Source organism: Rhizobium sp. BK661 (assembly GCF_024808825.1).
Lineage (GTDB): Bacteria > Pseudomonadota > Alphaproteobacteria > Rhizobiales > Rhizobiaceae > Rhizobium.
Map to the genome: position 1 here is coordinate 65571 of NZ_JANTYT010000009.1, position 26964 is coordinate 92534.

Annotated in this window: 21 protein-coding genes and 1 tRNA gene; 7 read left to right on the forward strand and 15 right to left on the reverse strand. The window is 59.4% G+C overall.

The genetic code is table 11. The annotated features are described in order from the left end of the window. Positions 1-30: 30 nt before the first annotated feature. The 6 genes from FHX16_RS18855 to FHX16_RS18880 form a co-directional block, all read right to left on the reverse strand. Positions 31-1827, reverse strand: coding sequence for a B12-binding domain-containing radical SAM protein (locus FHX16_RS18855; protein WP_405049294.1), 1797 nt, complete (start codon positions 1825-1827; stop codon positions 31-33). Positions 1828-2010: 183 nt separating this feature from the next. Further along, the gene (gene sthA / locus FHX16_RS18860) at positions 2011-3417 is read right to left on the reverse strand and encodes a Si-specific NAD(P)(+) transhydrogenase (RefSeq protein ID WP_016553785.1); all 1407 of its coding nucleotides are present in this window, start codon (positions 3415-3417) and stop codon (positions 2011-2013) included. 102 nt (positions 3418-3519) lie between these two features. After that, on the reverse strand, positions 3520-4104 hold the full coding sequence (locus FHX16_RS18865) for a tyrosine-protein phosphatase (RefSeq protein ID WP_183756969.1): 585 nt from the start codon (positions 4102-4104) through the stop codon (positions 3520-3522). A gap of 78 nt (positions 4105-4182) precedes the next feature. Beyond that, on the reverse strand, positions 4183-5004 hold the full coding sequence (radC, locus tag FHX16_RS18870; protein ID WP_259129672.1) for a DNA repair protein RadC: 822 nt from the start codon (positions 5002-5004) through the stop codon (positions 4183-4185). Positions 5005-5011: 7 nt separating this feature from the next. Beyond that, on the reverse strand, positions 5012-5848 hold the full coding sequence (map, locus tag FHX16_RS18875; RefSeq protein ID WP_183864159.1) for a type I methionyl aminopeptidase: 837 nt from the start codon (positions 5846-5848) through the stop codon (positions 5012-5014). Positions 5849-6420: 572 nt separating this feature from the next. Then, positions 6421-7728 (reverse strand): tlde1 domain-containing protein, encoded by a 1308-nt coding sequence (locus FHX16_RS18880; RefSeq protein ID WP_405049295.1) that lies wholly within the window; start codon positions 7726-7728, stop codon positions 6421-6423. Between the two features lie 308 nt (positions 7729-8036). Here FHX16_RS18880 and FHX16_RS18885 point away from each other — a divergent pair, with 308 nt between their 5' ends. After that, entirely contained in the window at positions 8037-9056 is a 1020-nt protein-coding gene (locus FHX16_RS18885) for a class I SAM-dependent methyltransferase (protein ID WP_259129676.1), read from the forward strand. Between the two features lie 18 nt (positions 9057-9074). Here the strand turns inward: FHX16_RS18885 and phaC are convergent, their stop codons facing one another. Next, positions 9075-10913: a class I poly(R)-hydroxyalkanoic acid synthase gene (phaC, locus tag FHX16_RS18890; protein WP_259129679.1), complete on the reverse strand. Its 1839-nt coding sequence runs from the start codon at positions 10911-10913 to the stop codon at positions 9075-9077. Positions 10914-11067: 154 nt separating this feature from the next. On the opposite strand from phaC, the gene FHX16_RS18895 reads away from it, so the two are divergent. The 4 genes from FHX16_RS18895 to recJ all read left to right on the forward strand — a co-directional run bounded on the left by FHX16_RS18895 (position 11068) and on the right by recJ (position 16291). After that, positions 11068-11484 (forward strand): hypothetical protein, encoded by a 417-nt coding sequence (locus FHX16_RS18895; RefSeq protein WP_183756963.1) that lies wholly within the window; start codon positions 11068-11070, stop codon positions 11482-11484. Positions 11485-11709: 225 nt separating this feature from the next. Next, a complete protein-coding gene (locus FHX16_RS18900; protein WP_024314005.1) occupies positions 11710-12927 on the forward strand; it encodes an LL-diaminopimelate aminotransferase in 1218 nt (405 codons plus the stop codon). Positions 12928-12991: 64 nt separating this feature from the next. Beyond that, a complete protein-coding gene (locus tag FHX16_RS18905) occupies positions 12992-14314 on the forward strand; it encodes a homoserine dehydrogenase (protein WP_183864163.1) in 1323 nt (440 codons plus the stop codon). 174 nt (positions 14315-14488) lie between these two features. Continuing rightward, positions 14489-16291 (forward strand): single-stranded-DNA-specific exonuclease RecJ, encoded by a 1803-nt coding sequence (gene recJ, locus FHX16_RS18910; protein ID WP_183864222.1) that lies wholly within the window; start codon positions 14489-14491, stop codon positions 16289-16291. Between the two features lie 55 nt (positions 16292-16346). Here the strand turns inward: recJ and FHX16_RS18915 are convergent, their stop codons facing one another. Then, positions 16347-17591 carry a glycosyltransferase family 2 protein gene (locus tag FHX16_RS18915; protein WP_183864164.1) on the reverse strand — a complete coding sequence of 415 codons (1245 nt, stop codon included), beginning with the start codon at positions 17589-17591 and terminating at the stop codon, positions 16347-16349. 809 nt (positions 17592-18400) lie between these two features. Further along, entirely contained in the window at positions 18401-18688 is a 288-nt protein-coding gene (locus tag FHX16_RS18920) for a hypothetical protein (protein WP_183756959.1), read from the reverse strand. 887 nt (positions 18689-19575) lie between these two features. Here FHX16_RS18920 and FHX16_RS18925 point away from each other — a divergent pair. Then, a complete protein-coding gene (locus FHX16_RS18925; RefSeq protein ID WP_246712712.1) occupies positions 19576-20688 on the forward strand; it encodes an AraC family transcriptional regulator in 1113 nt (370 codons plus the stop codon). Positions 20689-20790: 102 nt separating this feature from the next. Here the strand turns inward: FHX16_RS18925 and FHX16_RS18930 are convergent, their stop codons facing one another. The 4 genes from FHX16_RS18930 to FHX16_RS18945 form a co-directional block, all read right to left on the reverse strand. Then, positions 20791-20997: a hypothetical protein gene (locus FHX16_RS18930; RefSeq protein ID WP_183864165.1), complete on the reverse strand. Its 207-nt coding sequence runs from the start codon at positions 20995-20997 to the stop codon at positions 20791-20793. A 41-nt stretch (positions 20998-21038) separates the two neighbouring features. Continuing rightward, entirely contained in the window at positions 21039-21608 is a 570-nt protein-coding gene (locus FHX16_RS18935; protein ID WP_183864166.1) for a hypothetical protein, read from the reverse strand. Between the two features lie 1263 nt (positions 21609-22871). After that, a tRNA-Glu gene (locus tag FHX16_RS18940) sits at positions 22872-22946 on the reverse strand. A gap of 235 nt (positions 22947-23181) precedes the next feature. Further along, entirely contained in the window at positions 23182-24243 is a 1062-nt protein-coding gene (locus FHX16_RS18945) for a class I SAM-dependent methyltransferase (protein ID WP_183864167.1), read from the reverse strand. A gap of 230 nt (positions 24244-24473) precedes the next feature. Here FHX16_RS18945 and FHX16_RS18950 point away from each other — a divergent pair, with 230 nt between their 5' ends. Continuing rightward, positions 24474-24908: a hypothetical protein gene (locus tag FHX16_RS18950; RefSeq protein WP_016553801.1), complete on the forward strand. Its 435-nt coding sequence runs from the start codon at positions 24474-24476 to the stop codon at positions 24906-24908. Between the two features lie 107 nt (positions 24909-25015). Here FHX16_RS18950 and FHX16_RS18955 read toward each other — a convergent pair whose 3' ends face one another. Further along, positions 25016-25789 (reverse strand): amino acid ABC transporter ATP-binding protein, encoded by a 774-nt coding sequence (locus tag FHX16_RS18955; RefSeq protein ID WP_016553802.1) that lies wholly within the window; start codon positions 25787-25789, stop codon positions 25016-25018. Positions 25790-25809: 20 nt separating this feature from the next. Next, on the reverse strand, positions 25810-26964 hold the full coding sequence (locus FHX16_RS18960) for an amino acid ABC transporter permease (protein WP_114712612.1): 1155 nt from the start codon (positions 26962-26964) through the stop codon (positions 25810-25812).

Here is a 26964-nt window from a genome sequence, read left to right on the forward strand (position 1 = left end):
TTCTTGGGCTGTCGACGGTGGCGCTCGGCCTCAGACGGCCGGGCGCACCTTGTGGGCGTGGGTTAATTCCGCGACCTTGTGAATGTGGGAGACCGCAGCTCGCCCGCCCGCTGTCTTCGTGAAGAGTTCAAGCGTCTCATCCTCATGGTCACCGACCGGTGTCAGTGCTTGGTCCATATAGGTCTTCGACTTTTTGTCTCGTGCGATGAAGAAGGCGCTGACTGCAAGCTTGGCAATGGTTGCACCTAGCGACACGTGCTTGGTGACTGTTTCCCAGACGAAGCGCGGCCAAAAGATTAAAGCGCTTTCGCGCGGCAGATCGGGCCTCCGTTCCGAGGGATGCTTGAGCCGTAGAAGGCCGCTCTGCAATGGATGCACGTTTTCCAATGGTACAGTCGTGGCGAACGACACAAGGACCTTTACGAGACTGGCGAGCGGCACACCCGTGGCAACGGCCCGGCGCAGCAGCGTCTTCATGTGCTCTGGCGAATAGTAGAGCGACCAGGCCTCCTGGTAGATGTCTTCCCATTCCTGCTTGGTCATCTTCGGATGCGCCGTGCAGACGTGCTCGACGTCATAAATATTGAGGTCGGCGTCCATCTCGACGCCCTTCTTCCATAGAGTCTGGTGGTCTTCGGAGCCCGGCAGTGGCGTCAGCACGAAGAACTCGATGACATCAAGCGGCAGTTCGTGCTGGATAATCGCGATGTCGCGTCGAATCGTCTCTGGCGTGTCTGCCGGGAAGCCAAGAATGTATCCGGCTAATGTCATGATGCCTTGCGCCTTCCAGGCAAGCAACATTTTCCGGTACTCAGTAATTTTGTTCTGGTTCTTCTTGGCCGCGGTCAGGTTATCGGGGTTTACATTTTCGAGCCCGATGAAGACGCGCGTAACGCCGGCGCGCTTCGATTTTTCGATGAAGTTGGGGATCTTGTGGCAGAGGGTGTCGACCTGGATCATCAATCCAAGCGGAATGCCGTCCTTCTCCCGGAGTTCGATCAAGCGGTCGAAGATTGCTTCCCAATCTCTGTTGCGGGCGAAATTGTCGTCGGTGATGAAGAACTTGTGGATGCCTTGCGCCCAGTTCATCCGCACCAGTTTCTCGACATCGTCGGCCGAGCGGAAGCGTGATTTGCGGCCTTGCACATTGATGATGGTGCAGAAAGAGCATTGATAGGGGCAGCCGCGTCCGGCGTCGAAGCTGGTGCTGAGGCCGAGCGTCTGCGCCACATTGGTTTTCGGCAGGAATGGGACGGCCGCACCTTCGATGCTCGGCAGGTCGTTCATGAAATTGTAGAGTGGCTCAAGCTGGCCGCTGGCCGCATCCTGCAGCACGCGCTCCAGGCGTCCTTCAGCCTCTCCGGCAAACATCGAGATACCCATCTCGCGACAGGCATCGAGGCCGACCGCCTTGCCGTCGAGCATGGCGAGGCACCCCGACACGTGAAAGCCGCCCATCGAAACCGGAACTCCGGCCTTGCGGAAAGGGCGCGCGATGTCCAGTGCCCGGGGATACTGGTTCGACTGAACACCGACCAGCGCAACCATCCCGAAATTGTCGTGTTGTGCGAGTCGTTTCAGCAGCGCCGGAGTGTCGACCCGCGTGTTGGTCTCGTCGATGACCGTGATCTCGATCTTGACCCCTGGCCCCAGCACCTCGCGTTCTGCACAGTCGGAGGCGATTCCGTAAATCGCGGCCAGGGAATTGGAGGGGATCATCGCCCGCCACCACCGGATCACATAGCCGTCGTCGTCGTAATGCGACGGCTTGATCAGGATGAGCTGGAAATTCCGTTCGGCAGTCTTTGGCAGATCTTGCACGGTCACTCGCTGGTAAGAGAAATCCCCGAAAATGGACGCTACCAGACGCGGTGGATTATACAAGGGAAGGTTTTACGGGGACTATCTGACACAAATAAGTCAGGCCGAACGGATTTTTGTACGCTACTATCATTCTGTTTTTGTTTGATAAATCGCCAAAGATTTGCGGTAGAGCTCGATGGCTAGCTGTCAAAGTTCCGATTTGATGTCGCCCATCCGGTTCCATGCATCAAGACCGGCGATCTTGTAGGCTTCGGCGAGAGTCGGATAGTTGAACGTATTTTCCACAAAATACTCAACCGTGCCCTTGAGGTTGAGCACGGCCTGGCCGATGTGCACCAGCTCGGTCGCCCCTTCGCCGACGATGTGCACGCCAAGCAGCCGGCGCGTCTTCAGCGAAAAGATGAGCTTCAGAAGCCCCGTATCGAGGCCCATGATATGACCGCGCGACGTCTCGCGGAAGCGCGCAATGCCGCATTCATAGGGAATGCCGCGCTCCTTCATTTCTTCCTCGGTCAAGCCGCAGGTGGAAATCTCAGGCACGGCGTAGATGCCGTAAGGGAAGTATTTTGGCGGCTCCTTTGCGACCGCGCCGATCGCAACGCGGGCGGCGATGCGACCCTGTTCCATCGATGTGGACGCGAGGCTCGGGAAGCCGACGACATCGCCGGCGGCATAGATGTTCGGTACCGAAGTCTGGAAGGTTTCCGGATTGACCTTAAGACGACCGCGGCTGTCGGCTTCCAGCCCGGCAGCTGGTAGATTGAGTGTGTCGGTCGCCCCCAGACGTCCGGCAGCAAACAGAACCATGTCAGTCACCAGGTGGCGACCATTGTCGAGCTTTAGTTCTACCTTGCCGTTGTCCAGGCGCGTTACCTTGTCGGCTTTGGTGCCGAGCAGGATCTTCATGTTGCGATCGCGCAGCTGATAGGTGAAGTCTTCGACGATTTCCCGGTCGATGAAGTCGAGCATCGTCGTTTTGGGATCGATGACTGTGACCGCGGTATCCAGGGCGCTGAAGATCGTGGCATATTCAATGCCGATGACGCCGGCGCCGATGACAGCCATCGAGCGCGGCAGCTCTCCGATATCGAGCAGTTCGTCGCTGTCGAGTACCGTCTTGTTGTCGAACGGGATGTAGTCCGGGCGGAACGGTTTCGTGCCGACCGCAAGCAGGACACTCGCCCCGGTGACCTTGACGACCTCGCCGTCGTCCTTGACGACTTCGAGCGTCGACGCGTCGACAAAGCTTGCTTTGCCCCTGATATGCTGCACGCGGTTTCGGGCGAACTGGTGCTCCAACACCTCGACTTCGTGATCAAGGGTGATCAGCAGGCGCCGCCGAAGGTCATCGGCGCTGATTTCCTCCTTCACCCGGTAGGATCGGCCGTAGAAGCCGCGCTCGCGCCAACCCGAGAGATTGAGGGCCGTTTCGCGCAGCGTCTTTGAGGGGATGGTGCCAGTATGCACCGAAACGCCGCCAACCCGCTTGCCCTGTTCGATGACCAGTACCTTCTTGCCGAGCTTTGCGGCCTGGATAGCGCCGCGGCGGCCTGCCGGACCGCTACCGACAACAACGAGATCGTACTGGAACATTCACCTGGCCCCGATTGCTAAGCTGGAATCATTTTTGCGACGCAGTATGTCGCGCGTCCACGGGTAGCAGGTCAATGTTGCAGAATATTTTATGAGCGAATATCAGGATTCACTGAAGCCAAGCAGGGGTTCTAGCTTCTCGAAGGTGCGATCCATCGCGAAAGCGCGGCTGATCGGAAGCGGAATATGGCCATAGAGAATCGACATCTGTCCCTCCGCCACGTGTTCGTTCGTCTTGCTGATTGCCGCAAGGTACAGGGCTGCTGCAAGCCCGGTGCGATCGGAACCGGACAGGCAATGGATCAACAAGGGTTTCGGAGCGTCCTTCATGACCTGGATCAATTCCTTCGCCTGCTCCGGAGTAAGCTCCCTGTAAGCGGACATTGGAAAATCGATGTGCTCGATACCGAGCGACTTCGCTTGTGCGACTTCGGCTTGCCACACGGGGGTATTGACGCCGCCACGCAGGCTGATGATCGTCTTGATCCCGTAGCGCTTCTCGAACTCCGCGATGGCCCGCGGGGAGGGCTGCGACGAGCGGTAGACCTCGCCGGCGACTACGCTATGAAAATTGTCGGTCGCGAACAGGTAGACGGCGTAGCCGCCGATCGTGAGCGTGAGGAGCGCAAGACATTGTACTGCAAGTCTCCAGGACCGTGGAAATTGGCGGGGGGCGATCGTGGTCATGGAGGTCTCGAAGCAGGACGGTTGCAGCGTCCTCGCTTTGCCACCCAAACCTGACTGGCACCTGAAGCGGCCCGGGCCCTAAATCAGACGCAGGCCCTTGAGGCTCGCATGGCCATCCTTGCCGATGATGATGTGATCGTGGACCGTGATCCCGAGCGGCTTTGCCGTGTCGACAATCATCTTCGTCATGTCGATATCGGCGCGCGACGGCGTAGGATCCCCGGAAGGATGGTTGTGGACCAAGATCAAGGCGGTGGCGGAAAGCTCGAGCGCCCGCCGCACCACCTCGCGCGGATAAACCGGCGTATGGTCGACCGTTCCGCGTCCCTGAACCTCATCGGCGATCAACGCGTTGCGCTTGTCGAGAAACAAAATGCGGAACTGCTCGCGTGTCTCGTGCGCCATCGCCGCATGGCAATACTGGATGACCGACGACCAGGACGAGAGCACCTGCTTGCCGCGCAGTTCGCTCTTCAGGGTTCGCTGCGCCACTGTCGATATCAGTTTCAGATCGAGTGCCACGGCCTCGCCGATGCCCTTTACCTCTTGCAGCAGCGGCAGAGGCGCACCGAAAACCGCTGCGAGTGAACCGAAGCGCTCGAGCAACGCCTTGGCGATCGGTTTGGTGTCGCGCCGCGGGATCAATCTGAACAGCAGCAATTCGAGCAGCTCGTAGTCGGCAAGCGCCGTATCGCCATGCTGGCGAAAGCGGTCACGCAATCGCTCCCGGTGGCCGTGGTAGTGCTCTTCCTTGCCAAGCGATGCCGGGAGATTGGATTGTTTCACCAGCGAGGCCGGTTTGGCGGCCTGTTCCGCGAAGAAAGAGCGTTCATCGCTTCCGTCGCTGGTGGCGAAGGGCAGTTCGGCGTCGTTGGAGTGCGAAACAGGACCCTTCGTCATCAAGTGCTCATCGGTTCAAGGGCGGAAGGCCGGGGCGGTCGAGGCCGCCGGGAGAAAGAGTGAAGATCTCGCAGCCGTCGGCGGTGACGCCGACCGTGTGTTCGTATTGCGCGGAAAGCGAGCGATCGCGCGTGACGGCGGTCCAGCCGTCGGCCAGCACTTTCACATGCGGACGACCGAGGTTGATCATCGGCTCGATGGTGAAGATCATGCCCTCACGCAGCTCCGGTCCCTCGCTGGCGCGCCCGTAGTGCAGAATGTTCGGGGAGTCGTGGAAGAGGGCGCCTACACCATGGCCGCAGAAATCGCGCACGACGGAACAGCGTTCGGCTTCGGCGTACGTTTGAATGGCTTCCCCAATTGCACCGGTGCGAGCGCCAGGGCGAACGGCCGCGATGCCGCGCAGCAGGGATTCGTAAGTCACTTCAAGAAGCCGCTCTGCGGCGCGTTTGATGGTACCGACCGGATACATCCGGCTTGAATCGCCGTGCCAGCCATCGACCACATAGGTGACGTCGATATTGACGATATCGCCCTCGCGCAGCGGCTTGGCATCCGGAATACCGTGGCAGACGACATGGTTGATCGAGGTGCAGGTCGATTTCGTGTAACCGCGATAGTTGAGGGTCGCCGGAATAGCACCGTTGTCCATGCCGAACTCGAAGACGAAACGGTCAATTGCATCGGTCGCCAAGCCGGGCTTTACGACAGCGGCCAGCTCATCCAGGCAGCGCGCCGTGAGGCGGCAAGCCTTGCGCATTCCCTCGAAAGCTTCGGAATCGTAGAGCCTGATTGCGCCCGTATTCTTCGACGGTGCGGAAGAGGCTTCGATATAATTCACCATTGCAGGCCCTTAGCGATTGTCATTCTGGTACATAATGCAGCTATGCCGGGTTCGTCCATCGCGATCAATGGGTGGAACATTATTTCTGGCTGCGCGGTCGCTTTGAACCTGCGCTCCGGCCTTTCAACCGACCGCAGCACTAACCTACACGCGATCCTTTCGGCCCGTGGCTTGATCCTGCATGTCACTCGGACGGGGCGCTGGAAATTGCCTCGCTGGAGTAAAAACAATATGGCGCTTCCCAGCGCCCCGTTCGGCGGTTTGTGCCCGCAACTCCGGTCCCTCTGCAGCCTTGCCGGAGGAAGCCCAAGCTTCTTCAGGGGGCCATGTGTGCCACACAGGCACGTCCGAGGCTCAACTCGGCGCCGCATTCGCGCGGACGCCGCCGTCCCCGGAGGGAGACCATTTTCTGCGGACCCCTGATGCGGAAGCTCACGTCCTTCTTCCACATCCGGCGCCGTTCCCGCCCCGCCGCAACGCCTTGCGGTGTATCCGCGGCGGGACGAGGGGATGATGGCATAGCCGATCAATACGGGGAAAATCGAGTATGTCTTTTATTGATAACGACCTACTCAGGAGCGGGACGAAAACAGCGAGGCGAAGGTGGAAGTCGGCTTGTTCGGCATACTGGTGACCACAACCAGCTGACGTATCTGGCCGCGCTTGAAGGCGGCGAGGAAGCGCTTGTAATCCCTGAAGGATACGCAACCGTTGGAGTCGCCGCGGGCGCCGAGCATATAGGTGTGCGCGAGCAGACCGACGCGGTTATAGACGTAGCCTGCGCCACCGACAGGGTTGAGGCGGATCGCTTCGACACCGTGGAAGAGGCTTTCACGCATCGTCAGATTGTACGTGTGCGGTGGGGTCGGTCCGCGGTTCTTGGCATGCACGAAACGCGGGTTGTCACGCATCTTGCCGAGGCCGGAATGGGCCTCCAGGCGTTCGCCGTTCGGAAGGTAGACGACGTTGGCGGAAATGTCGTACACCGCGACGCCGCTGCGCGCGACCGGGGCAGACAGTCCCTTCTTTACCGTCGGCATCGCGTCTTCGTCATCATCCGAGGCGCCCGCATCCGGCCGGGCATAGGCGAGTACCGGTTCTGCTGGAGCGCTGCGATCGCTAGGCGTCGCGCGCTTGCTCAGGCCGTCGGGCCGAGCCATCGGCAAAGGGATCGACGTGTCGCTGCCGCTCAACACGAGATCGAACGGCTGGCTTGTGGCCGGAGCCGGTTGCGCGGCCGGCGCAAGGCTTGCAACCTCGACCGGGCCAGGCTTGGGGGCGGCGGGCGGGACCTGCCCCTTGATGACGGCCTCGGGTTGCGCGGCGAGCGCCAGTAGGGCAGGGCCTTCGGCTGCCGCGACCTCTGCCTTCGAGGGAATGATGATCCGATCAGCCGAGGCAACGGCGACAGGTGTCGTCGTAACAGCGTCATCCTTTGCCCGCGCCGGCTGGGCAGGTGCTGTTGCTGCCGCAATCATGGCCGGCTTGTTCGGCGAGGCTTCAGAAACGGTAAGAGGCTCCGACTGCCCGACGAATGCTGCTGCGAGCGCTGCGGACGGGGTCGCCACGCGAACGCCCCTTGCCAGCGCCAGTTCACTCTCGGTGCTCATGCGCAGCCTCGAGAATTTCTTGACGTGAACGAGGCGCTGCGTCGGCTCAGCGTTGGTGACGGCTAGGGGTGCAAGCGCGGCGTTGGCAAGCGGACCCGCGCTCGGAGCGACCATATGCATGGTCGCGACGGTGGCGACGACCCAAGCTGAAGCGGCAAACCCGGCACCGATAAGAGCTGCACCTGAAAGGAAGCGGAAAGCGGAAACGAAACGAGAAATGGGGGTACCTATGGGCCTGCTACTGCTAAACACATCGACCGCCAACGCCATAACACTCGTCTTTCACAACTCGTTACTGGGCCGGCGGTACTAACTGATCTTCTTCGCCGGGGCCGGTATAGGAGCATCAGGGCTAAATTGCGGCTCGCTAATATGTCCGGTTGCCTGGTAGGATGACGAATTATGGTAACCAATTCCTTTACGGGAGCGCGCAAGCCGTTCGAAATTGAAACGGGGGCCTTTGCGCATCGCCGCGGCCTTCTTTTGCGCAATCCTCCCTCTTCTCATGACGTGCCGAGAAGTGCGGATTCTGCTATATGTCCTTCCCGTCGTAGCTCCACGCTGGGAGGGAAAAGCCGATGTCTTCGACGCAAGTGGTTCATGAAGAGGTCTCGCCGGCCTTGCTGGTCGAGGCGATGTTCGCATTTCGGAAAACGGCCGCGATGAAGGCGGCCATCGAATTCGATGTTTTCACGAGACTTGCCGGGGACGGTAAAACCGCGGCGATGCTCGCGTCGGAGTTGGGTTGCGCCGAGCGCGGAGTGCGCATTCTCTGCGACTTTCTGGTGACTTCCGGTTTCCTGACGAAGGGCGGCGACAATTACGCGCTGACGCCGTCGAGCCAGGTCTTTCTCGATCGGCGCTCGCCAGCCTATATGGGGGCTGCCATCGATTTCCTCGGCTCGCCACAAATGGTGTCGTTGCTGCTCGACGACCCGGCTGCCTATGTCCGCAATGGCGGTTCCGTCGGCTTGGCGAACGTCGCCCCTGACAATCCGGTGTGGGTCAAGTTTGCCCGCGCCATGGGTGCGTTCACCGGCGTAAGCGCAAAAGCCCTGGCATCGGATGTCGCGACGTGGCCAACGCCGCCAAGCAAGGTGCTCGATATTGCCGCCGGCCCCGGGTTCTTCGGGATCGAAATCGCCAAGGTGGCGGCGTCGGCACGCGTGGTTGCACTCGATTGGAAACCGGTTCTTGCTGTAACCCAAGAGAATGCGACGAAGGCGGGCGTGGCGGACCGGTTCACCTTCCAGGCTGGAAGTGCGTTCGAAGTCGATTGGGGCGGCGGCTATGACCTCATACTGCTCCCGAACTTCCTTCATCACTTCGATGTTGACGGCTGCATCGCGCTTTTGAAGAAGGCGCGAGCGAACCTGGTTCCCGGGGGGCGGGTCGGGATCGTTGAGTTCGTTCCAAACGAGGATCGCGTCTCGCCGGAGTTCCCGGCTGCTTTTGCCATGGTCATGCTGGCCACGACGCCGAGAGGCGACGCTTATACGCAACAAGAGCTTGCCGACATGGCCGAATCGGCTGGGTTCCGCGTTGTCGCTTTCAAGCCGCTGCCACCATCGCCGGCCAGCCTGATCTTCCTGGAGTGATGGGTTAAGGTCTCGACCCTAGGCTCGCTCCATCACATAGCTTCCCGGCGCCTCTTCGATGGCGTTGAGCGCGGCACCGCCCGGCTTCCGGGCGGGCACGCGCTTGCCATCCTTGGCCTCGATCCAGGCCTGCCAGTGTGGCCACCACGAGCCGGCATTTTCGGCGGCTTCAGTAAACCACGCATCGTAGTCGCCCTTTGCCGCGCCACCGGTCCAGTATTGGTATTTCTTCTTGTCCGGCGGATTGACGACGCCGGCGATATGGCCGGAGCCCGCGAGCACGAAATCGACCTTGCCGCCGAAGAACTGGCTGCCGAGAAACACCGATTTTGCCGGCGCGATATGATCCTCGCGGGTTGCTAGGTTGTAGATCGGGATCTTGACGTCCTTGAGCGACAGCTTGTGGCCGTCAAGGATCATCTCGTTGGCGGTCAACGCGTTCCTGAGGTAGCAATTGCGCAGGTAGAAGGCGTGGTTGGCTGCCGCCATGCGGGTGGAATCGGCATTCCAGAAGAGCAGGTCGAAGGGCATGGGATCCTGGCCCTTCAGGTAATTGTTGACGAAGTAGGGCCAGATCAGCTCCGAGGCCCGCAGCATGTTGAAGGCGGTTGCCATCTTCGAACCGTCGAGGTAGCCGATCTCGTCCATATGGGCTTCAAGCCGTCCCAACTGTTCCTCGTCGACGAAGACTTTGAGGTCGCCGGCATAGGTGAAATCCACCTGCGTCGTGAAAAGGGTGGCGGTCTTGATCCGCTTGTTCTTCTCCTTGGCATGCAGCGCCAGCGTTGCGGCAAGCAGCGTGCCGCCGACACAGTAGCCAACAGCGTTCGCCTCCTTCTCGCCCGTCGCCTTCTCGATCGTATCGAGGGCAAAGTCGATGCCCTCGCGCGCATAGGCGGCCCAGTCTTTTTGCGCATGGCGGGCGTCTGGATTGACCCAGGAAATCACGAAGACGGTCTGTCCCTGGTCGACACACCATTTGATGAACGATTTCTGCGGGTTGAGATCGAGGATGTAGAACTTGTTGATCCACGGCGGGCAGATGAGGAGCGGGCGTTTCAGCACCGTCTCTGTCGTCGGCTCATACTGGATGATCTGGCAGATCTCGTTCTGCGCGATCACCTTGCCGGCAGTAAGCGCCATGTCGCGGCCGACGGCGAATTTGGTCATGTCTGTCTGGCGAAGCCTCAGGTCGCCTTGGCCGGCGACGATATCCTCGGCGAGCATCTTCATGCCGCGAACCAGGTTTTCGCCGCTGGTGGCAATCGTTTCGCGATAAAGCTGCGGATTGGTGGCGACGAAGTTGGTTGGCGAAAGGGCGGCCGTGATCTGTTTCACATAGAAGCCGGCCTTGTGCTTCGTATGTTCGTCGAGGCCGTCGGTTTCGGCGACGATCTTCTCGGCCCAATCTGCGGTGATCAGGTAAACCTGCTTTAGAAATTCGAAGAACGGGTTCTTTTGCCAGTCCTCATCGGCAAAGCGTTTGTCCTTGCTGACCGATTCTTCCGCCGGCGTCTCGCCCTGCATGCGCTGCATCGACCGCATCCAGACTCCGAAGTAGCTGCTCATCAGCTGCGTCTGGGCCTCGAAGGTGCGGCGAGGATCGGCGATCCAGTACTCGGTGACCTTGGAGAGCGTCTTGACCATATCGGTCATCGGCTCTGCCGCATTCTCAGCGATCTCGCCGCGTTCGCGCGGCGCAAGCCAGGCAGTTGCCGCCTTGCCGAGATTTTCGAGCGCACGGGCGAAGTTGACCGCCATGGCCTCGGGATCTTTCAACAGGTAGGGATCTAGATCCTTTGCATTGAAGCCCGGGTTCTTTGCCTTGTTGCCGTTTTCCTGCTTGCTGTCGGTCACGCGTTTCCTCCGGCGGCAGCATGTTCCTGCAAATTGAGTTGTACATCTGGAAAGATCGATAAAACAAGTTCCGCTGACGCTTGCTCGTGCTATTGCTTTGTGGCTGCGACGAATCTAACAGTCGAAGCACCGCAGGATTTGGGACCTCTGGCACATGACGACAAACGGCATCCGCATCATCGCAAACGTGACCCGCATCGCGCTCATCAGCGCCGCCGCGGCCATGACGCTTGCCGGATGCCTGCAGACGCCTGAGGAAAAGGCCGCTTTCCGCGCCAGCCAGGCAGCGCCCACCCCTGTTGTCATGAATGCGACAAAGGGCGAGGCGCCGACCGTGAGCGGCCTGTCGCACTACAAGGACGGCTATCCCGGGTTTGGTGCGCCGCTAACAGCCGCAAACGTCCAGATGAGCGATCAGGAGGCCGGCGGGCTCCAGCAGAAGTTGACGGCACTCGCCGCCCAGCGCAAGGCCGGCACGATCTCGGAAGCCGAGTATCAGCGTCGCGTTGCGGAATTCCGCAAGCTGGCTGCCGAGCACGGCGCCGATACGCTCTCGGAAATCGCCAATTAGGCCTTGCCTTCGCTGCGATTTGGAAGCAAAGCCTTCCATCAGTGGCGGAAGATGAATTTTTCCCGATAATGCAAGGCCTGCACGGCTCTCTGTCAAAGAATTGCCGTGTGACGCAAGTCTGATGAATACGGCGTTTGTGATTCTGAAGTTCGTATCGCGAACAGCCGGGAATTTAGGACGAACTTCGAGCGCGGCCGCGGTGGCCGCATTTCCGTGGGGAAAGAAATGGAAGAGTTTCACAAAGTCCGGCGTTTGCCGCCTTACGTTTTCGAACAGGTCAACCGTTTGAAAGCAAGCGCGCGAGCGGGCGGGGCCGATATCATCGATCTCGGCATGGGAAACCCTGACCTTCCGACCCCGAAGGCGATCGTCGACAAGCTCTGCGAAGTGGTTCAGGACCCGCGCACACACCGCTATTCGTCGTCCAAGGGCATTCCCGGCCTTCGCCGGGCGCAGGCCGCCTACTACGCGCGCCGCTTCGGCGTGAAGCTCAATCCGGACACGCAGGTCGTCGCGACGCTGGGCTCCAAGGAAGGCTTCGCCAACATGGCGCAGGCAATCACGGCGCCTGGCGACGTGATTCTTTGCCCGAACCCGACGTACCCGATTCACGCCTTCGGCTTCCTGATGGCCGGCGGCGTCATTCGCTCGATGTCAGTCGAGCCGGACGAGAGCTTCTTCCCGCCGCTGGAGCGCGCGGTTCGTCACTCGATTCCAAAGCCGCTGGCGCTGATCCTCAACTATCCGTCCAACCCGACGGCTTTTGTGGCGACGCTGGACTTCTACAAGGACGTCATCGCCTTCGCCAAGAAGCACGACATCATCGTCTTGTCCGACCTTGCCTACTCCGAGATCTACTTCGACGGCGAGCCGCCTCCGTCGGTGCTAGAAGTTCCGGGCGCAATGGATGTGACCGTCGAGTTCACCTCGATGTCGAAGACCTTCTCGATGCCGGGCTGGCGCATGGGCTTTGCGGTCGGCAACGAGCGCCTGATCGCGGCACTGACGCGCGTCAAGTCCTACCTCGATTACGGCGCGTTTACGCCGATCCAGGTTGCGGCAACGCACGCGCTGAACGGCGACGGCTCCGACATTGCGGAAGTCCGCAACGTCTACAAGCGTCGCCGCGACGTCATGGTGGATACCTTCGGCAAGGCCGGCTTCGAGGTGCCGCCGCCGGCAGCAACGATGTTTGCCTGGGCCAAAATCCCGGAAAAGTTCCGTCACCTCGGTTCGCTCGAGTTCTCCAAGCTGCTCGTCGAGAAAGCCGACGTGGCGGTCGCGCCGGGCATCGGTTTCGGCGAAATGGGCGACGACTACGTGCGTCTGGCGCTCGTCGAGAACGAGCACCGTATTCGCCAGGCAGCCCGCAACATCAAGAAGTTCATGTCGACGGCAGACGAGACGATGCACAACGTCATCTCGCTCAACGCACATCGCTGATATAATCCCCTCAACGGCAGCCGCTTCGGCGGCTGCCCTTCATGACACATTTCAGGATCGATCCATGGCAGATGCCCTCAAAATCGGCATTGCGGGCTTGGGTACCGTTGGTGCTTCGCTTGTCCGTATCATTCAGCAGCGCAGCAACGAGCTGGCCGCAACGTGCGGACGCCCGATCCTGATTACGGGTGTTTCCGCCCGCGACAAGACCAAGGACCGCGGCATCGATGTTGGCGGCATCGAATGGTTCGACCGGCCGGAAGATCTGGCGGAGAAGGGCGACATCGACGTTTTCGTCGAACTCATGGGTGGAGTCGACGGTTCCGCGAACAGCTCCGTGCGCGCGGCTCTGCAGCGTGGTCTCCATGTGGTGACCGCGAACAAGGCGCTGCTTGCCTATCACGGCGTCGAGCTGGCGACGATCGCGGAAGAGAAGGGCGCGTTGCTGAACTTCGAAGCAGCCGTTGCCGGCGGCATCCCTGTCATCAAGGCGCTGCGTGAGTCACTGACCGGTAACACGATCTCCCGCATCTACGGGATCATGAACGGCACCTGCAACTACATCCTGACGAAGATGGAGAAAGAGGGCCTGTCCTTCGCCGACTGCCTGAAGGAAGCACAGCGCCTCGGCTATGCAGAAGCCGATCCGGCCTTCGATATTGAAGGCAACGACACCGCCCACAAGCTCTCGATTCTCACGACACTTGCCTTCGGAAACCAGATCGCTGCCGACGATATCTATCTCGAAGGCATCACCAACATCTCGATCGAGGATATTCACGCTGCAGCCGATCTCGGCTACCGCATTAAGCTGCTCGGCGTTGCGCAGCGCACGGATACCGGCATCGAGCAGCGCGTGCATCCGACCATGGTGCCCGTCGATTCTGTGATTGCGCAGGTCGATGGCGTGACGAACGCGGTTGCGATCGAGTCGGACGTTCTCGGCGAGTTGCTGATGGTCGGCCCGGGCGCCGGCGGCAACGCAACGGCTTCGTCGGTGCTCGGTGACATCGCGGACATCGCCAAGAGCCGACCCGGCGCACAGCGCGTTCCCGTTCTCTGCCATCCTGCCAAGTCGCTGGAGCCCTATCGCAAGGCGCAGATGCAAAGCCACGAAGGCGGATATTTCATTCGCCTGACGGTACTCGACCGCACCGGCGTGTTCGCGAGTGTAGCCACCCACATGGCGGAAAACCAGATCTCGCTGGAATCGATCGTACAGCGTTCGAAGCAGCATCTGGCGCCGTCGCATCACCAGACGATCATCATGGTGACGCATGCGACAACCGAAGAGTCCGTCCGCAAGGCGGTCGCCGCAATCAAGGGCGAGGGTTACCATGTCGGAGAGCCGCAGGTGATCCGCATCGAGCGGCCGAAGGAAGACTGAGTCTTCCACGGGCGTTATGGCGTGCCGAATCCGGCGGCAGCTCTGATGCGTGCATCCACAGCTAACGTCATGCCTGGTGTCCAAAACCGTTGTGCGGCTGATCCAAGCCGCATAAAGCTGCCGATATCGCGCCCTGTCTCGGGGCGGTGACAAGCGTTGAGGGCAGCAGACGAGATGGAGATTCCGGCCGATCCGGTACAGCGCGCGTTTCTGGGCGTCGAGAAGTCCGTGTTGGACAATCGCTGGATTGCGCGCCTCGATCAAGCCGGCCAGAACCGGGCGCTCGCCATGTCGCAGATGCACGGGCTGCCTGAACTCATTGCGCGTGTTCTCGCCGGACGCGGCGTCACGGCTGACGAAGCGCTGGAGTTTCTTGATCCGACCCTTCGTGGCCTGATGCCTGATCCTTATACGCTGACGGATTGTGAGAAGGCTGCCAGGCGGCTTATGGAGGCAATTCGAAGCCAGCAGCAGGTTGCAATTTTCGGTGACTACGACGTTGACGGCGCATCGTCGTCGGCGCTGATGTTCCGATTTTTCAAGCACTTCGGCGTCAAGGCTGAGATCTATATTCCGGATCGCGTTTTTGAAGGTTATGGCCCCAACGCTGCGGCAATCGGCAGCCTGATCGACAATGGCGCACGGCTGATCGTCACCGTTGATTGTGGATCGACAAGCCACGACGCATTGGCCGAAGCTGCCAGGCGCAATATCGACGTCGTCGTCATAGATCACCACCAGGTGACACACGATTTGCCGCGTTGCCACGCGCTGGTCAATCCGAACCGCGAGGACGATCTCTCCGGGCAGGGACATCTTTGCGCCGCTGGCGTCGTGTTCCTGGTTCTCGTCGCGACGCTGCGGTTGTTGCGAGAGGCTGGCGATCCGCGCGCCAAATCGATCGATCTGCTGCAATGGCTCGATATCGTTGCGCTTGCGACTGTCTGCGACGTCGTCCCGCTGAAGGGCCTGAACCGCGCTTACGTGGTCAAAGGGCTGATCGCCGCGCGACATCAGGGCAATGCCGGCCTGTCCGCGCTGTTCCGCAAGGCCGGTCTCGCCGGGCCTGTAACGCCCTACCATTTCGGATTTCTGATCGGCCCGCGCATCAATGCCGGCGGACGCATCGCCGACGCTGCGCTCGGGAGCCGCCTGCTCACTCTCGACGACACGGGCGAGGCCGAGGCGATCGCCCAGCGATTGGACGAGCTCAACCGTGACCGGCAGGCGATGGAAGCGGCAATGCTCCAGGAAGCCGAGGCGGAGGCGCTGGCGGAATACGGGGATGGCACAGGCGCCTCGGTGATCGTCACCGCGCATGAAAAGTGGCACCCTGGGATCGTCGGCCTGATTGCAGCCCGTCTCAAGGAAAAGTTCAAACGCCCGGCCTTTGCCATCGCTTTCGACCCGTCCGGCAAGGGTACCGGCTCGGGCCGCTCGATCAACGGCTTTGACATGGGCAAGATGGTGCGCGCAGCGGTGGACGAAGGCCTGCTGATCAAAGGCGGCGGCCACGCCATGGCTGCCGGCCTCACCGTTGAGCGCGACAAGCTCGGCCGTCTACGCAGCTTTTTTTATGAACGTGCCGAAAAGACAGTAGCGGCGCTCGTCGCCAACGAGACGTTGAAGATCGACGGGGCGATTGCAGCCAGCGGCGCGACCCTCGATCTGATCGATCGGCTCGAGACAGCCGGCCCCTATGGTTCTGGCCACGCGCAGCCTCTCTTTGCGATTCCAGCCCACCGTCTTCGCGACTCCCGCCTGGTGGGCGAGAAGCACGTGAAAGTGACGCTCGAGGCCATGGACGGCACCCGGCTGGACGGGATTGCATTTCGGGCTGCCGATACGCAACTGGGCAACCTGTTGCTGAATTCCAGGGGCGCCAGCCTGCACGTTGCCGGCTCTCTCGGCGCGGACCACTATCAGGGCTCACGACGCATTCAGCTGCGCGTCCAGGACGCCGCGCCGGCGCGGTGATATCGGCGGATGCAGATGGCCAGCCGTTTCTGGACGACTGTGCCACAGACCGGCGTTAGATGAGAATGTGCTGCGTCAAGTCGCTCTCGATGAAGATCATGTTGGGCTTGTAGCCGCGCTCAAGGAATGTCTCGCGGCGGGCCATATCGGCTGCGAAGATCATTGTATTTTCGATCCCGATCGGATCATTGTCGTCGAGGTCGGCGGTGACATCGATTTCCGGCGGTAGACCGACATCGCGAAGCAGTTCGGTGATCAATGCCGGATCGGCCATGCCGCTGAGAATGAGCCGATCGACGCCTGCGGTTGCGGTCACCTGATAAGCGAGGGTCTGCATGGCGACCAGCATCGGGAAGGATTCGCGCAGTGCCGCGACTTCGGGGTGATCGCCCATGCCTCCGAGCGCGATGCGTGTATAAAGTTCGTAGGCCTTGATGAAATCCTTGCGAACCGCCCAGAAGCGAACCGCGACGGCCATGCGGTTGAGCGTGAAGACCTTGCACATTTCCTCGTAGATCGCACGTGCCTCGGGCGTCGTGCTGAGCTTTCCGCGCTTGGCGGCCATGTACAGGAAGTATTCGAGCCCGCCGCGATACTTGTCCCAGGCGACCATAACCTCCTCGTTGCCCGTCTGCGAGCGGTCGGGGGCCACCTTCGAGGCGACGACGGAGCGATAGAACGGCTGCTTGAGGAAGGCCACGCCGCTTTGGTCGAGCACATGAGCGAGATAGGGAAAGAAGCAGAAGCAAAAGTCGCGTGGAACCCACACGGAGCGCAGTGCCGACGAGCGGTAGATCGCAATTTCCGGGAAGATGTGGCGTTCGAACAGGAACTGAAACACTTCGACGAAGTCATGTTGGCCGAATTTGGTGTCCTCATCGACCTTGTAGAACGTGGTGAGGTCGCGGTCATTGATTTCGTCGTAGAGATACCAGGGCGCGTGGCAGGCGGACACGTCGGAATTAGCATCGAGGTAGGCGACCGCCGCCTTGACGCCCTCGGGAATGAGAAAGTCGTCGTCGGCGAGATAGATCGAATACTCACCGACCGCGTGGTGGAACGAGCTCGCGATATTCTTGTACGGCCCACCGTTGACTGCGCGACGGTAAAGGCGAATCGGAAGGCCCCTCGCGATGAACTCTTCGACGACCTCAGCCGTATTGTCGGTTGAGGCATTGTCGGAAATTACGATCTCGTAGGGGAAGTCGAAGTCGTAGGTTTCGCAATGCTCGAGTGCGTTGCGCAGATACGCTTCCCGATTGTAGGTCGGGATGCAGATGCTGAGTTTGATACCGCTCAATTGAATGCTCTCCGGGGCAGGGCGTTGCCTTCATGGCGTTGGTCGAAGGGCGCGGGGCGCCCGAAATTCTGCGGATCATGATTTCAAGGCGAGACGCTGCGATCACGGGCGGACCAAGGGGCCGCTCTCTCCACGGGGAGTCGCTCCCCTGTGAGCATTGCAACTTCCATCAAGATCGCCTCCGCGATGGGGATCTGTGCGCGGCCGCTTGCCGGCAAAGATTTGATGTGACTATCTATGGGGTAAAGTTGGAGCGAGGCTGGTGTTCGCGGTCGTGCGGGAAGCCGCAGCGACCGATAAGGCAATCGGAGAGATGAAGTCACGTTTTGTGGCGAGAGCGCCGCGCGTTCGCTAACTCAGACCGCGAGGTTGTGCGTCCATGCGTTGATTCGAATTAGGAACGCCTAAGCCGGTCTTGCGACCTCAAAGGACTTGAAATTCAGCGACGGCTCGTTCGAGCCTATAGTTTTTCTGCTCGCAACGAAGCGAAGTACTGTTTTCGCATAGGCTCACGCGGCGTGCTATCAGCATTGAGCGCGCATGGCGCCACAGGACCGGCAAGTGGGGCGGCTCAATGGACTTGCTCGAAAGTGAAAGGATCTGTCAGAAAAGAGCCACTTTCAGTGACTTCAGCAAGCTTGAACAAATCCGTCTGCTCCAATGGGGGCCTTCCGCCAACCGCGCTGCAGCAACCGGTGGCAGCTAGACGAATACTTGATCAGCTTCCATCGAACCCGTGGAAACGTTAGTGCTCATGCCTCGCGCTATTTAGGAGTGGAGGGGGAAATGGCTTACCCCCTCGCGTACCCTCAATGATGGCTGCCGTTGCCGTTGTTGCCATTTGACAAGCCATTGGCATTGCCGTTCATCACACCATAGGATTGCATCAAGTTAGGGCGGGATGCCGGCCCCGTTGTCTGGTCGACGCCAGATGTACCGTTGCCGCCAATGTAGTCCCCGTTGCCGGTGTAGGACGACGACGACCGGCCGACGGTCGAGCCGTTGGATGTGGTGGGCTTACTGTCAATCGTAGCCTGCGCAAAGGCAGAGCTGGCGGCAAGAGTGATTGCGGCGGTGGCTATAATGAGAGACTTCATAGTTCGTTGTTCCTTTTAGCTCGAAGCATGATTGCTTCGCACTCAGGTTGTATTAGCGTCGTTGCAGCGAAGGCGCTTGTTCTGGAATGCCAGTTGTTTGCCCGTGTCTGCCAGGACACAGATTTGTCTATCGCTCATTTGCGGGCTTAGGCGCTGGGAGGTCGTCACGAACGCCCCGGCCAATGCACAGATTTGCGTCTCAAAACGTTCGTGCTGTCCAATCGTCATCGCCGGTGATCCACTGGTGGCCACGCCCAAGGACCTTAGCGGGGGCGTGCTTCCCGTATTCCTGGCTCTTGGCCCGGCTGGCTTCGTTGCGCGCTACCCTCTCTTTATTGCGATTGGGAGGCTCAAATCGATAAACCGAGCCTGCAGAAGGGAAAGGGCAAGATGGTCGCCCGCATTGACCCATCTGCTGTTGTCACCCGAAAACGCGCCCTCATGGAAATCAGGTGGGGCTGCGCACCTGCTTCCGAGAGGGGCGGACCAAGATCGAGTTTCTGCAAAAGCTTGTATGCCCGCGCAGTCGGACTATCGGTTGTGTCAAAATGGTCTTGCCAGAACGGCCCATCGATTTGGTTGTCGTAGTTCGCTGGTTCGACGCCGTACGTCTCCCATACAGGAGCCAAATCTGTTGGATTGTTGTGGCGAACGTCCTCACTGACGAAGGAATTCTCGCCACGTGGGTGGTCGGGGAGGGGCCAACTCATATGGCTCCAAGGACAGAAGCAACTCGTCACCAAGCGCGCGGTCGCGCGAGTGTCCATTCGGCGTCTTCTTGTTGGTGGCGGTTGTATTGCGCGGAAAGGCGCTTGGCTTGTCGTGTGCAGACATTAGTTTGCGCTAAGCTGCCACATTACAATTGGAAAAAAAGTGAGCGCTCTTGGTTGAAGATTGCGCGTGTCACGACAGATAGTAGCAATATCTGGCTTGGTGGGGACAACGCCATGGCTGGGCGGGGTAAAGCTAATATTCAGAGCCTGATCAACGGACCTACTGCATGGGGACTTGCCACGCGTTTGGCAGTTCGGCATCTGGAACGCGCTGGAATGGAGGTCGCGCCGCTTCTGTTGCAGTCTGGTCTATCAAGCGTGGCCATCGCGGAGCGCCAACGAATTCATGTTACGGCGCAAATGCGGTTCCTGGAGTTGGTGGGCTACGCTTTGAAGAATGCGTGGATAGGTCTCACCTTGGCCAAGGAGTGCGACCTGCGCGAACTTGGGATGCTTTATTACGTGGCGGCCTCATCACATGATCTAGGTGACGCTTTTAAACGCCTCTCAAGGTACGTAAGCCTTGGAAATGAGGCACTCGTCGTGAGGTTAGGGGAAAGGCCTGCATGCTCCATCGAAGTCTCGTACGCCGGCGTGCAGCGTCATCGGGACCGGCACCAGATGGAATTGCTGGCCTTTGCCGTCTTGCGTTTGTGCCGAAAACTCGTCGGACGGGATCTTTCGCCACACAAGGTGAGATTCATCCATCATCGAACTGGCGACCTGAGTCAAATCAGGCGAACGTTTGGGTGTGAGGTCGAGTTCGATGCAGAAATGGATGAGATCATTTTCAACGCCGGAACACTGGAGCTCCCTGTCGTTGGAGACGACCCATTTCTCAACGAACTGATATTGAAGATGTGCGACGAGGCGATGACGGCCCGCCTGGCCAACACTAGCCGCTTTCGAACTATCGTGGAAAACAACATTGCGCCACTCTTGCCGCATGCCGAGGCGACCATAAAAGCCGTCGCGAAGCGACTTGGTCTAAGCGAGAGGACATTTGCTCGGAAATTGGCGGCGGAGGGGATAAGCTTTGGCGAAATCCTGGACCAAATGCGCCGTGATCTTGCGATCCGCTACCTAGAGGACGATCTTCAGGCGTCCCAGATTGCCTGGTTATTGGGATTTCACCATCCGAGCTCCTTCAGTCATGCGTGCCGACGTTGGACAGGCAAAAGCCCGCTTGAATTTCGGCGCGCTCCTGTACGTGACCCCGCAGAGTAGTCAAGCGGACAGATCCTCGTCTTTCAGCGCGAGATGTGCCAAATTTTCGCTTTCACGGCCGATGCTATGCGCCCGCCCATAGTTCAGGGTTCGACTTGATGGTCATTTCTCACCCTTCGGAACGTGCTTCTTGAGGATGTCGACACTGGCTTCCAGCTCCGCGATCACCTTGCTGATGGTCACGCCATGCGACAGCCAATGGCGGATGCGCTCGACGTCGTACATCATCACGCCACCGCTGCTGACGTTGTCGACCAACTCCTTGATGGCGCGCTGCTTGGGCGGCTGCAGCGCGCTGGCGTCGAGCATGATCTGAAGCCGTCAGCGATCGAACGGTGATTTGTTTTCCATCACTTGTTCTTCCCAGGCTTGTCATTCTTATCCTTGTCCTGTCCCGGAGGGCCGGAGTGCTCATGATTGTCGTCGCCATAGCCATGACCTGGCTTGGTGTCACCGCTGTCGGTTGGCGTCGATGGCGTCTGGCCCTTGGTGGGTTCGCCCGAGCCATCATTCGGATCTGTTTCGCTTGGCGTGCTTGGGCCTAGGCCGCCACCGGTTGGGCCAGTATCCGCAGGTCCAGTGGGGCCAGTCGCGGTATTGTCGCTGGGGCCGCTGCCGTCAGTGGTGCCACCCGTCGAGCCGCCAGTGCTGCCGCCACCACCCGATGGTGAGGAAGGGGGCGACGATGCTGTCTCCTGCCCACGAGAAGGCTGATTGCTGGCACCTCCACCCTGCTGCTCACTGTTCCCTGCGAGAGAGCCTCTTGTCGTACCATCGCTTGCGCTGCCATGCGTGGATCCGAAGGTGCTACCGCCAGAGAACCCGACGTTGGTGGAGGTGCTACCCCAGAGAGCAGAGGAGCTTTTGCGGGCGGGTCGTCCGGTGCTATCGGCGAAAATGCTACCCGTATAGAAGCCCACCGCAATTTCCGAATTTGGAAGTTTCGCGCGGGTTTTAGAGACCTGATTGGCGCCAACATAGCTGTAGGTGCAGCTTCTCCAGAAAAGAAAGAGTTGTCGGCAATGCTTCTTCGGCGCGTTTGTAGTGTAAAGATGGTGGTGTCTTGTCTGCCCTGCGTAAGAAGCCGAGGAAAGCACCACGCAAACCGCTAAAGCGGAAGCAACAGTTTTTACGGTATTCGTGAGAAGACGTTTCATATTCAGGTCGTCCTTTGGGGTGTATTTGATGAGAGACAAATTATCTATCCAAAGGGCGTGCCGTTTGTTTCTGGCTGCCAATCTATTGCTGACGACTGCCACGGCTCTGATCCTGGCTGTTGAACCGGGTCATGCGATAGGAAAAACGGACAAGAATGTGACGGGGACTTTGGGAAGGGAGCGTGTGAAGGAAACGCGTCGACCGGGCGCCGAATTGATCGCTTAAGCATGGAAGCTCAGTCATTGCCCGGTCAGCAGTAAGGGCCGCTCACCGAACGGAGATGCGGATGCAGCGCTCGCAAACACTGCGACAACCGGAACAGTCGATGAATACCTAGCTCATCAGTCGGGGCGGTTACGGCGCTCTTTCCCCCAGCAATGTTCGGAGGGGAAAGGGGCGGTCTGGAGATTCGTGTATGAGTATCAGACGCCGATAACTGGCACGATGGCGGTTGGCGCCGCCTGGCTGACGATTCGGCAGATGCAAGCGACCGATCGCCTCCAAATCGCTCACCATCAGCAACAGGTGAACATCGCGACGCTGCCTAGCCACCTTGCCATTCTGCGATTGATGGGAGTTTTGCCTAAGGCATTGCGGAACTGCAGCAACAAGGCGTTTGAGTTCGTCAGCCTCTGCGAAGGAGAATTTGGATAACCGGTATGGGATAGGAAGGCGAACTTTGCGCTAGGAATGTGCATCGTCGGGTACCGGCATGTGGCGGACAGCTTTACCCACAGCAGGTTTACGTCTTGCTCTTCAAGACAAAACCCTCATCGCTGCGCTATCCCACACGACTGGACGGCCTGAGTGGTACACGGACCTGATGAACCCGATTCTTTCGGACTTGGCTGCAACGACTCAAAATCTGAATGCTTCGCTGGCACATTGGAGCGAAGCCATCTTGGGCTACGAGGCGCCAATCACAGGGTAGATTTTCATTTTCCCCGGCTTGCCCCCGAAAACAAATTATTCTTCGGAACTATCCGCAAACTGGCTATGTTGTAAATGAAATCAAGGAGTTGAAGTGGCACGCCCTAGGGGAGTCGAACCCCTCTTCCCAGAATGAAAATCTGGTGTCCTAACCGATAGACGAAGGGCGCTTCCTTCGTGGTGGCGCCCTTATAGTCAGGCACTTTGAATCCCGCAAGCGGCAAAACAAGAAAAAATCACAATGGCGCGATTTTTTCCCTGCTTCCAGCATCACGCTCCCACTCAGTCCCACTTATCGTTTTGATATTGTTCCGTATTATCAATTCGCGGGCCGCCTGCGAAGATGTGGAAAGGTTTGGCGATGCAGCCGATCGTAGCCGGCAGCATCGCCAATGAGCAGTTTTCTCAGGCGCGCACCTCGAAAACCATGTTGAACGGTGTTTCGGTGGCGCGGCGGAAATGCTTGAAGCCGGCGTCGAGCGCGACTTTCCTGAGCTTGGTCTCGCCGGCCTGCGCGCCGAGGGCGAGCCCGACCTCTTGAGAGAGCGATGCCGGTGTGCAGATCATTGTCGATGCGCCGTAGTAGACGCGGCCGACCGGGTTGAGATTGTCCTTCAGGCAGTCATGAGCGAAGGGCTCGACGATCAGCCAGGTGCCATCAGCAGAGAGCGATTTCTTGACATGTTTGCCGGCGCCGACCGGATCTCCCATATCGTGCAGGCAGTCGAACATGGCGATGAGATCGTAACTCCCTTCAGGGAATCCGGCCGCCGGAGACTGTTGGAAGGTGACGCGCTCGGAAACACCAGCCTCCTTTGCCGCGGCCTTCGCCCGCTCAATCGACGGAGCGTGATAGTCGAAGCCGTAGAATGTCGACGCGGGGTAAGCTTGAGCCATCAGGATCGTTGAGGCGCCATGACCGCAGCCGACATCCGCGACCTTCGCGCCCGCTTTCAGGCGAGCTTCGACGCCCTGCAAAGCCGGTATCCAGTCTGCGACCAGATTATTGTTATAGCCGGTCCTAAAGAATCGCTCGGTTCCGCGGAACAGGCAGGCGCTGTGCTCATGCCACCCCACACCCGTGCCGGCGCGGAAGGCGTCGGCCACCTTGGGTTCGTCCATCCACATGGACTGCACGACCTGAAAGGCCCCGGCGAAGAAGGCAGGGCTGTCTTCCTCGGCAAAGACCATTGCCTGCTCAGGCGTAAGGTGAAAGCGATCGGTCTTCTCGTCGTAGCTGAGGTAATCGGCTGCCGCCAAGGCAGACAGCCACTCTCTGAGATAGCGCTCCTTTATGCCGGTTTCCTTCGCTATCTCAGCTGAGTTGCGTGGTTTGCCGTCGGCCATCGCCTTGAACAAGCCGAGGTCATCGCCCAGTACCACCAGCGCTCCGGATACGGCCGCGCCCACGTCGCCGATCAACCGGCCGACGAGTGCGTCTACTTTCTGCATGTCGGGTTCGCGCATGTCTTCCTCCCTAGGAAAACGCAGGAAAAGCCAGCCCACCCGGCACTATAGCACCGTCGTCGTTCGCCGCTAAAACAACACTGAGGCATCATGGGCGCGAGTTTCATTTTCAGAATGAGAAGGCGATCTGCAAACGAAACTAAACGTACTGGTTGCGCCAATTGTCGCGTTGACAAGAAAATTGGCCAGATCGATAGTTCGATTGCCCCTAGAGGCTTGGAGGAAAGATCATGATCAAGCAGTTGACTATTCTTGCATCCGTTTCCCTGCTCGGGGCGCTGGCATTTGCAACGCCATCCTCGGCGCTGACCATGAAAGAGTGCAGCGCGAAGTATAAGTCGGCCCAGGCGGACGGCTCGGCAAAGGACATGAAGTGGAATGACTTCCGCAAGGCGCAGTGCGGTCCAGACGCGACGGCAGAGCCGGATGTCACGCTGAATAGTGGCGAGGAACCGGAAAAGCCGACGATGACGGCGCCCAAGGGCGTTTCGTTCCCGACAGCCGTTGCACCAAAATATGCGAAGGAAACGCCCGGCAAGGGCAGGATGCACACCTGCGTCGACGCCTACCACCAGAACAAGGACGCCAATACGCTCAATGGCCTGAAGTGGATCCAGAAGGGCGGCGGCTTCTACAGCCTTTGCAACGCCAAGCTAAAGAGCTGACATCTTCGTCGCGTTTGGTGATCGAAGGAGACCATTGCGATAGGTTCCGAAATGAAAAGGCCGCCGGACAAAATCCGGCGGCCTTTGAATTGATCGGAGGCGTCTGCCTAGTGCAGGATCTGGCTGAGGAACAGCTTGGTGCGTTCGTGTTGCGGATTGTCGAAGAACTCGGCCGGCGAGTTCTGTTCGACGATCTGGCCTTGGTCCATGAAGATGACACGGTTGGCGACCTGACGCGCAAACCCCATTTCGTGTGTCACGCAGAGCATGGTCATGCCTTCTTCGGCGAGCCCGACCATCGTCTCCAGCACTTCCTTGATCATCTCAGGGTCGAGCGCCGATGTCGGCTCGTCGAACAGCATGATCTTCGGATTCATGCAGAGCGAACGGGCGATCGCCACGCGTTGCTGCTGACCGCCGGAGAGCTGGCCTGGGTACTTGTTGGCCTGCTCCGGGATCTTCACGCGCTTCAGGAAGTGCATGGCGACTTCTTCCGCCTGCTTCTTCGGCATCTTGCGCACCCAGATTGGGGCCAGCGTGCAGTTTTCCAGGATGGTCAGATGCGGGAACAGGTTGAAGTGCTGGAAGACCATGCCGACTTCGCGGCGGACTTCATCGATCTTCTTGAGGTCGTTGGTGAGTTCGACGCCATCGACGACGATCTGCCCTTTCTGGTGTTCTTCCAGGCGGTTGATGCAGCGGATCATGGTCGACTTGCCGGATCCCGACGGGCCGGCAATGACGATGCGCTCGCCGCGCATTACTTTCAGATTGATGTCACGCAGCACGTGAAAATCGCCGTACCACTTGTTCATCCCAATGATGTCGACGGCAACATCGGTTGCCGAAACGGTCATCTTTTTTTGCTGAGCTTCAGCCATGTGTTCGTTCCCTTGATCTTTTATCGTTTGTGGCCGGTATCGAGATAGCGTTCCATGAAGTTTGAATAGCGCGACATGCCGAAGCAGAACAGCCAAAAAACGAAGCCTGCGAAAATCAGGCCCGTCAATGGCGTCACAGCGCTTGCCCAGTTGGCGTCGGTAAAGTTGAACCGGACGATGCCGAGCAGATCGAACATACCGATGATCGATACGAGCGACGTATCCTTGAACATGCCGATGAAGGTGTTGACGATACCCGGGATGACCAGCTTGATCGCCTGCGGCAGGATGATCAGCCGCATCTTCTGCCAGTAGCCGAGGCCGAGTGAATCGGCGCCCTCGGACTGGCCTTTCGGGATCGCCTGCAAGCCACCGCGAATGACTTCGGCCATGTAGGCTGAGGCAAAGATCGCCACACCGATCAACGCGCGCAACAACTTGTCGATCGTGTAGCCTGCTGGCAGGAACAGCGGCAGCATCACGCTCGCCATGAACAGCACCGTGATCAGCGGGATGCCGCGGATTATCTCGATGAAGCCGACGCAGACCATCTTGATGACAGGCATCTTCGAGCGGCGACCGAGCGCCAGGATAATGCCGAACGGCAGAGACACGGCGATGCCCACGAATGAAAGCACCAGCGTCACCATCAGCCCGCCCCAGAGCGGTGTGTCGACGATCTCCAGGCCGAAGCCGCCGTAGAGCAGCCAGAAGGCAAGGAGCGGCAGGGCGATGAAGAGCAGGACTGCGTTGGTGCCCTTGAACGGTGCTTTTGGTATCAGCATCGGTACCAAGAGCAGCACGAACAAAATCCCGACGATGGTCGGGCGCCAGCGTTCGTCGAGCGGGTATCGACCGTACACGAACTGGTCGACCTTCGCATTCACGAATGCCCAGCAAGCACCGCTCCAGCCGTCGGGCTGAATGCCGCCCTGAACCGCTGTTGCACAGAAGGTGCGATCCGTTCCGGTCCAGACGGCCTGGATGAACAGCCAGTTGATCACGTGCGGCAACGCCCAGCCAAGGAAGGCAATGGCCAAGACCGTCAGCACGATATCCTTGGGTGTCGCCATCAGGTTCTTGCGAACCCAGGCCAGCGGGCCGCTTTCGCTGCGCGGCGCCGGCTCGGCATCGAGGAAGTTGGTTCTGACGAAGGGTTGGTTGGATGTCGGCAT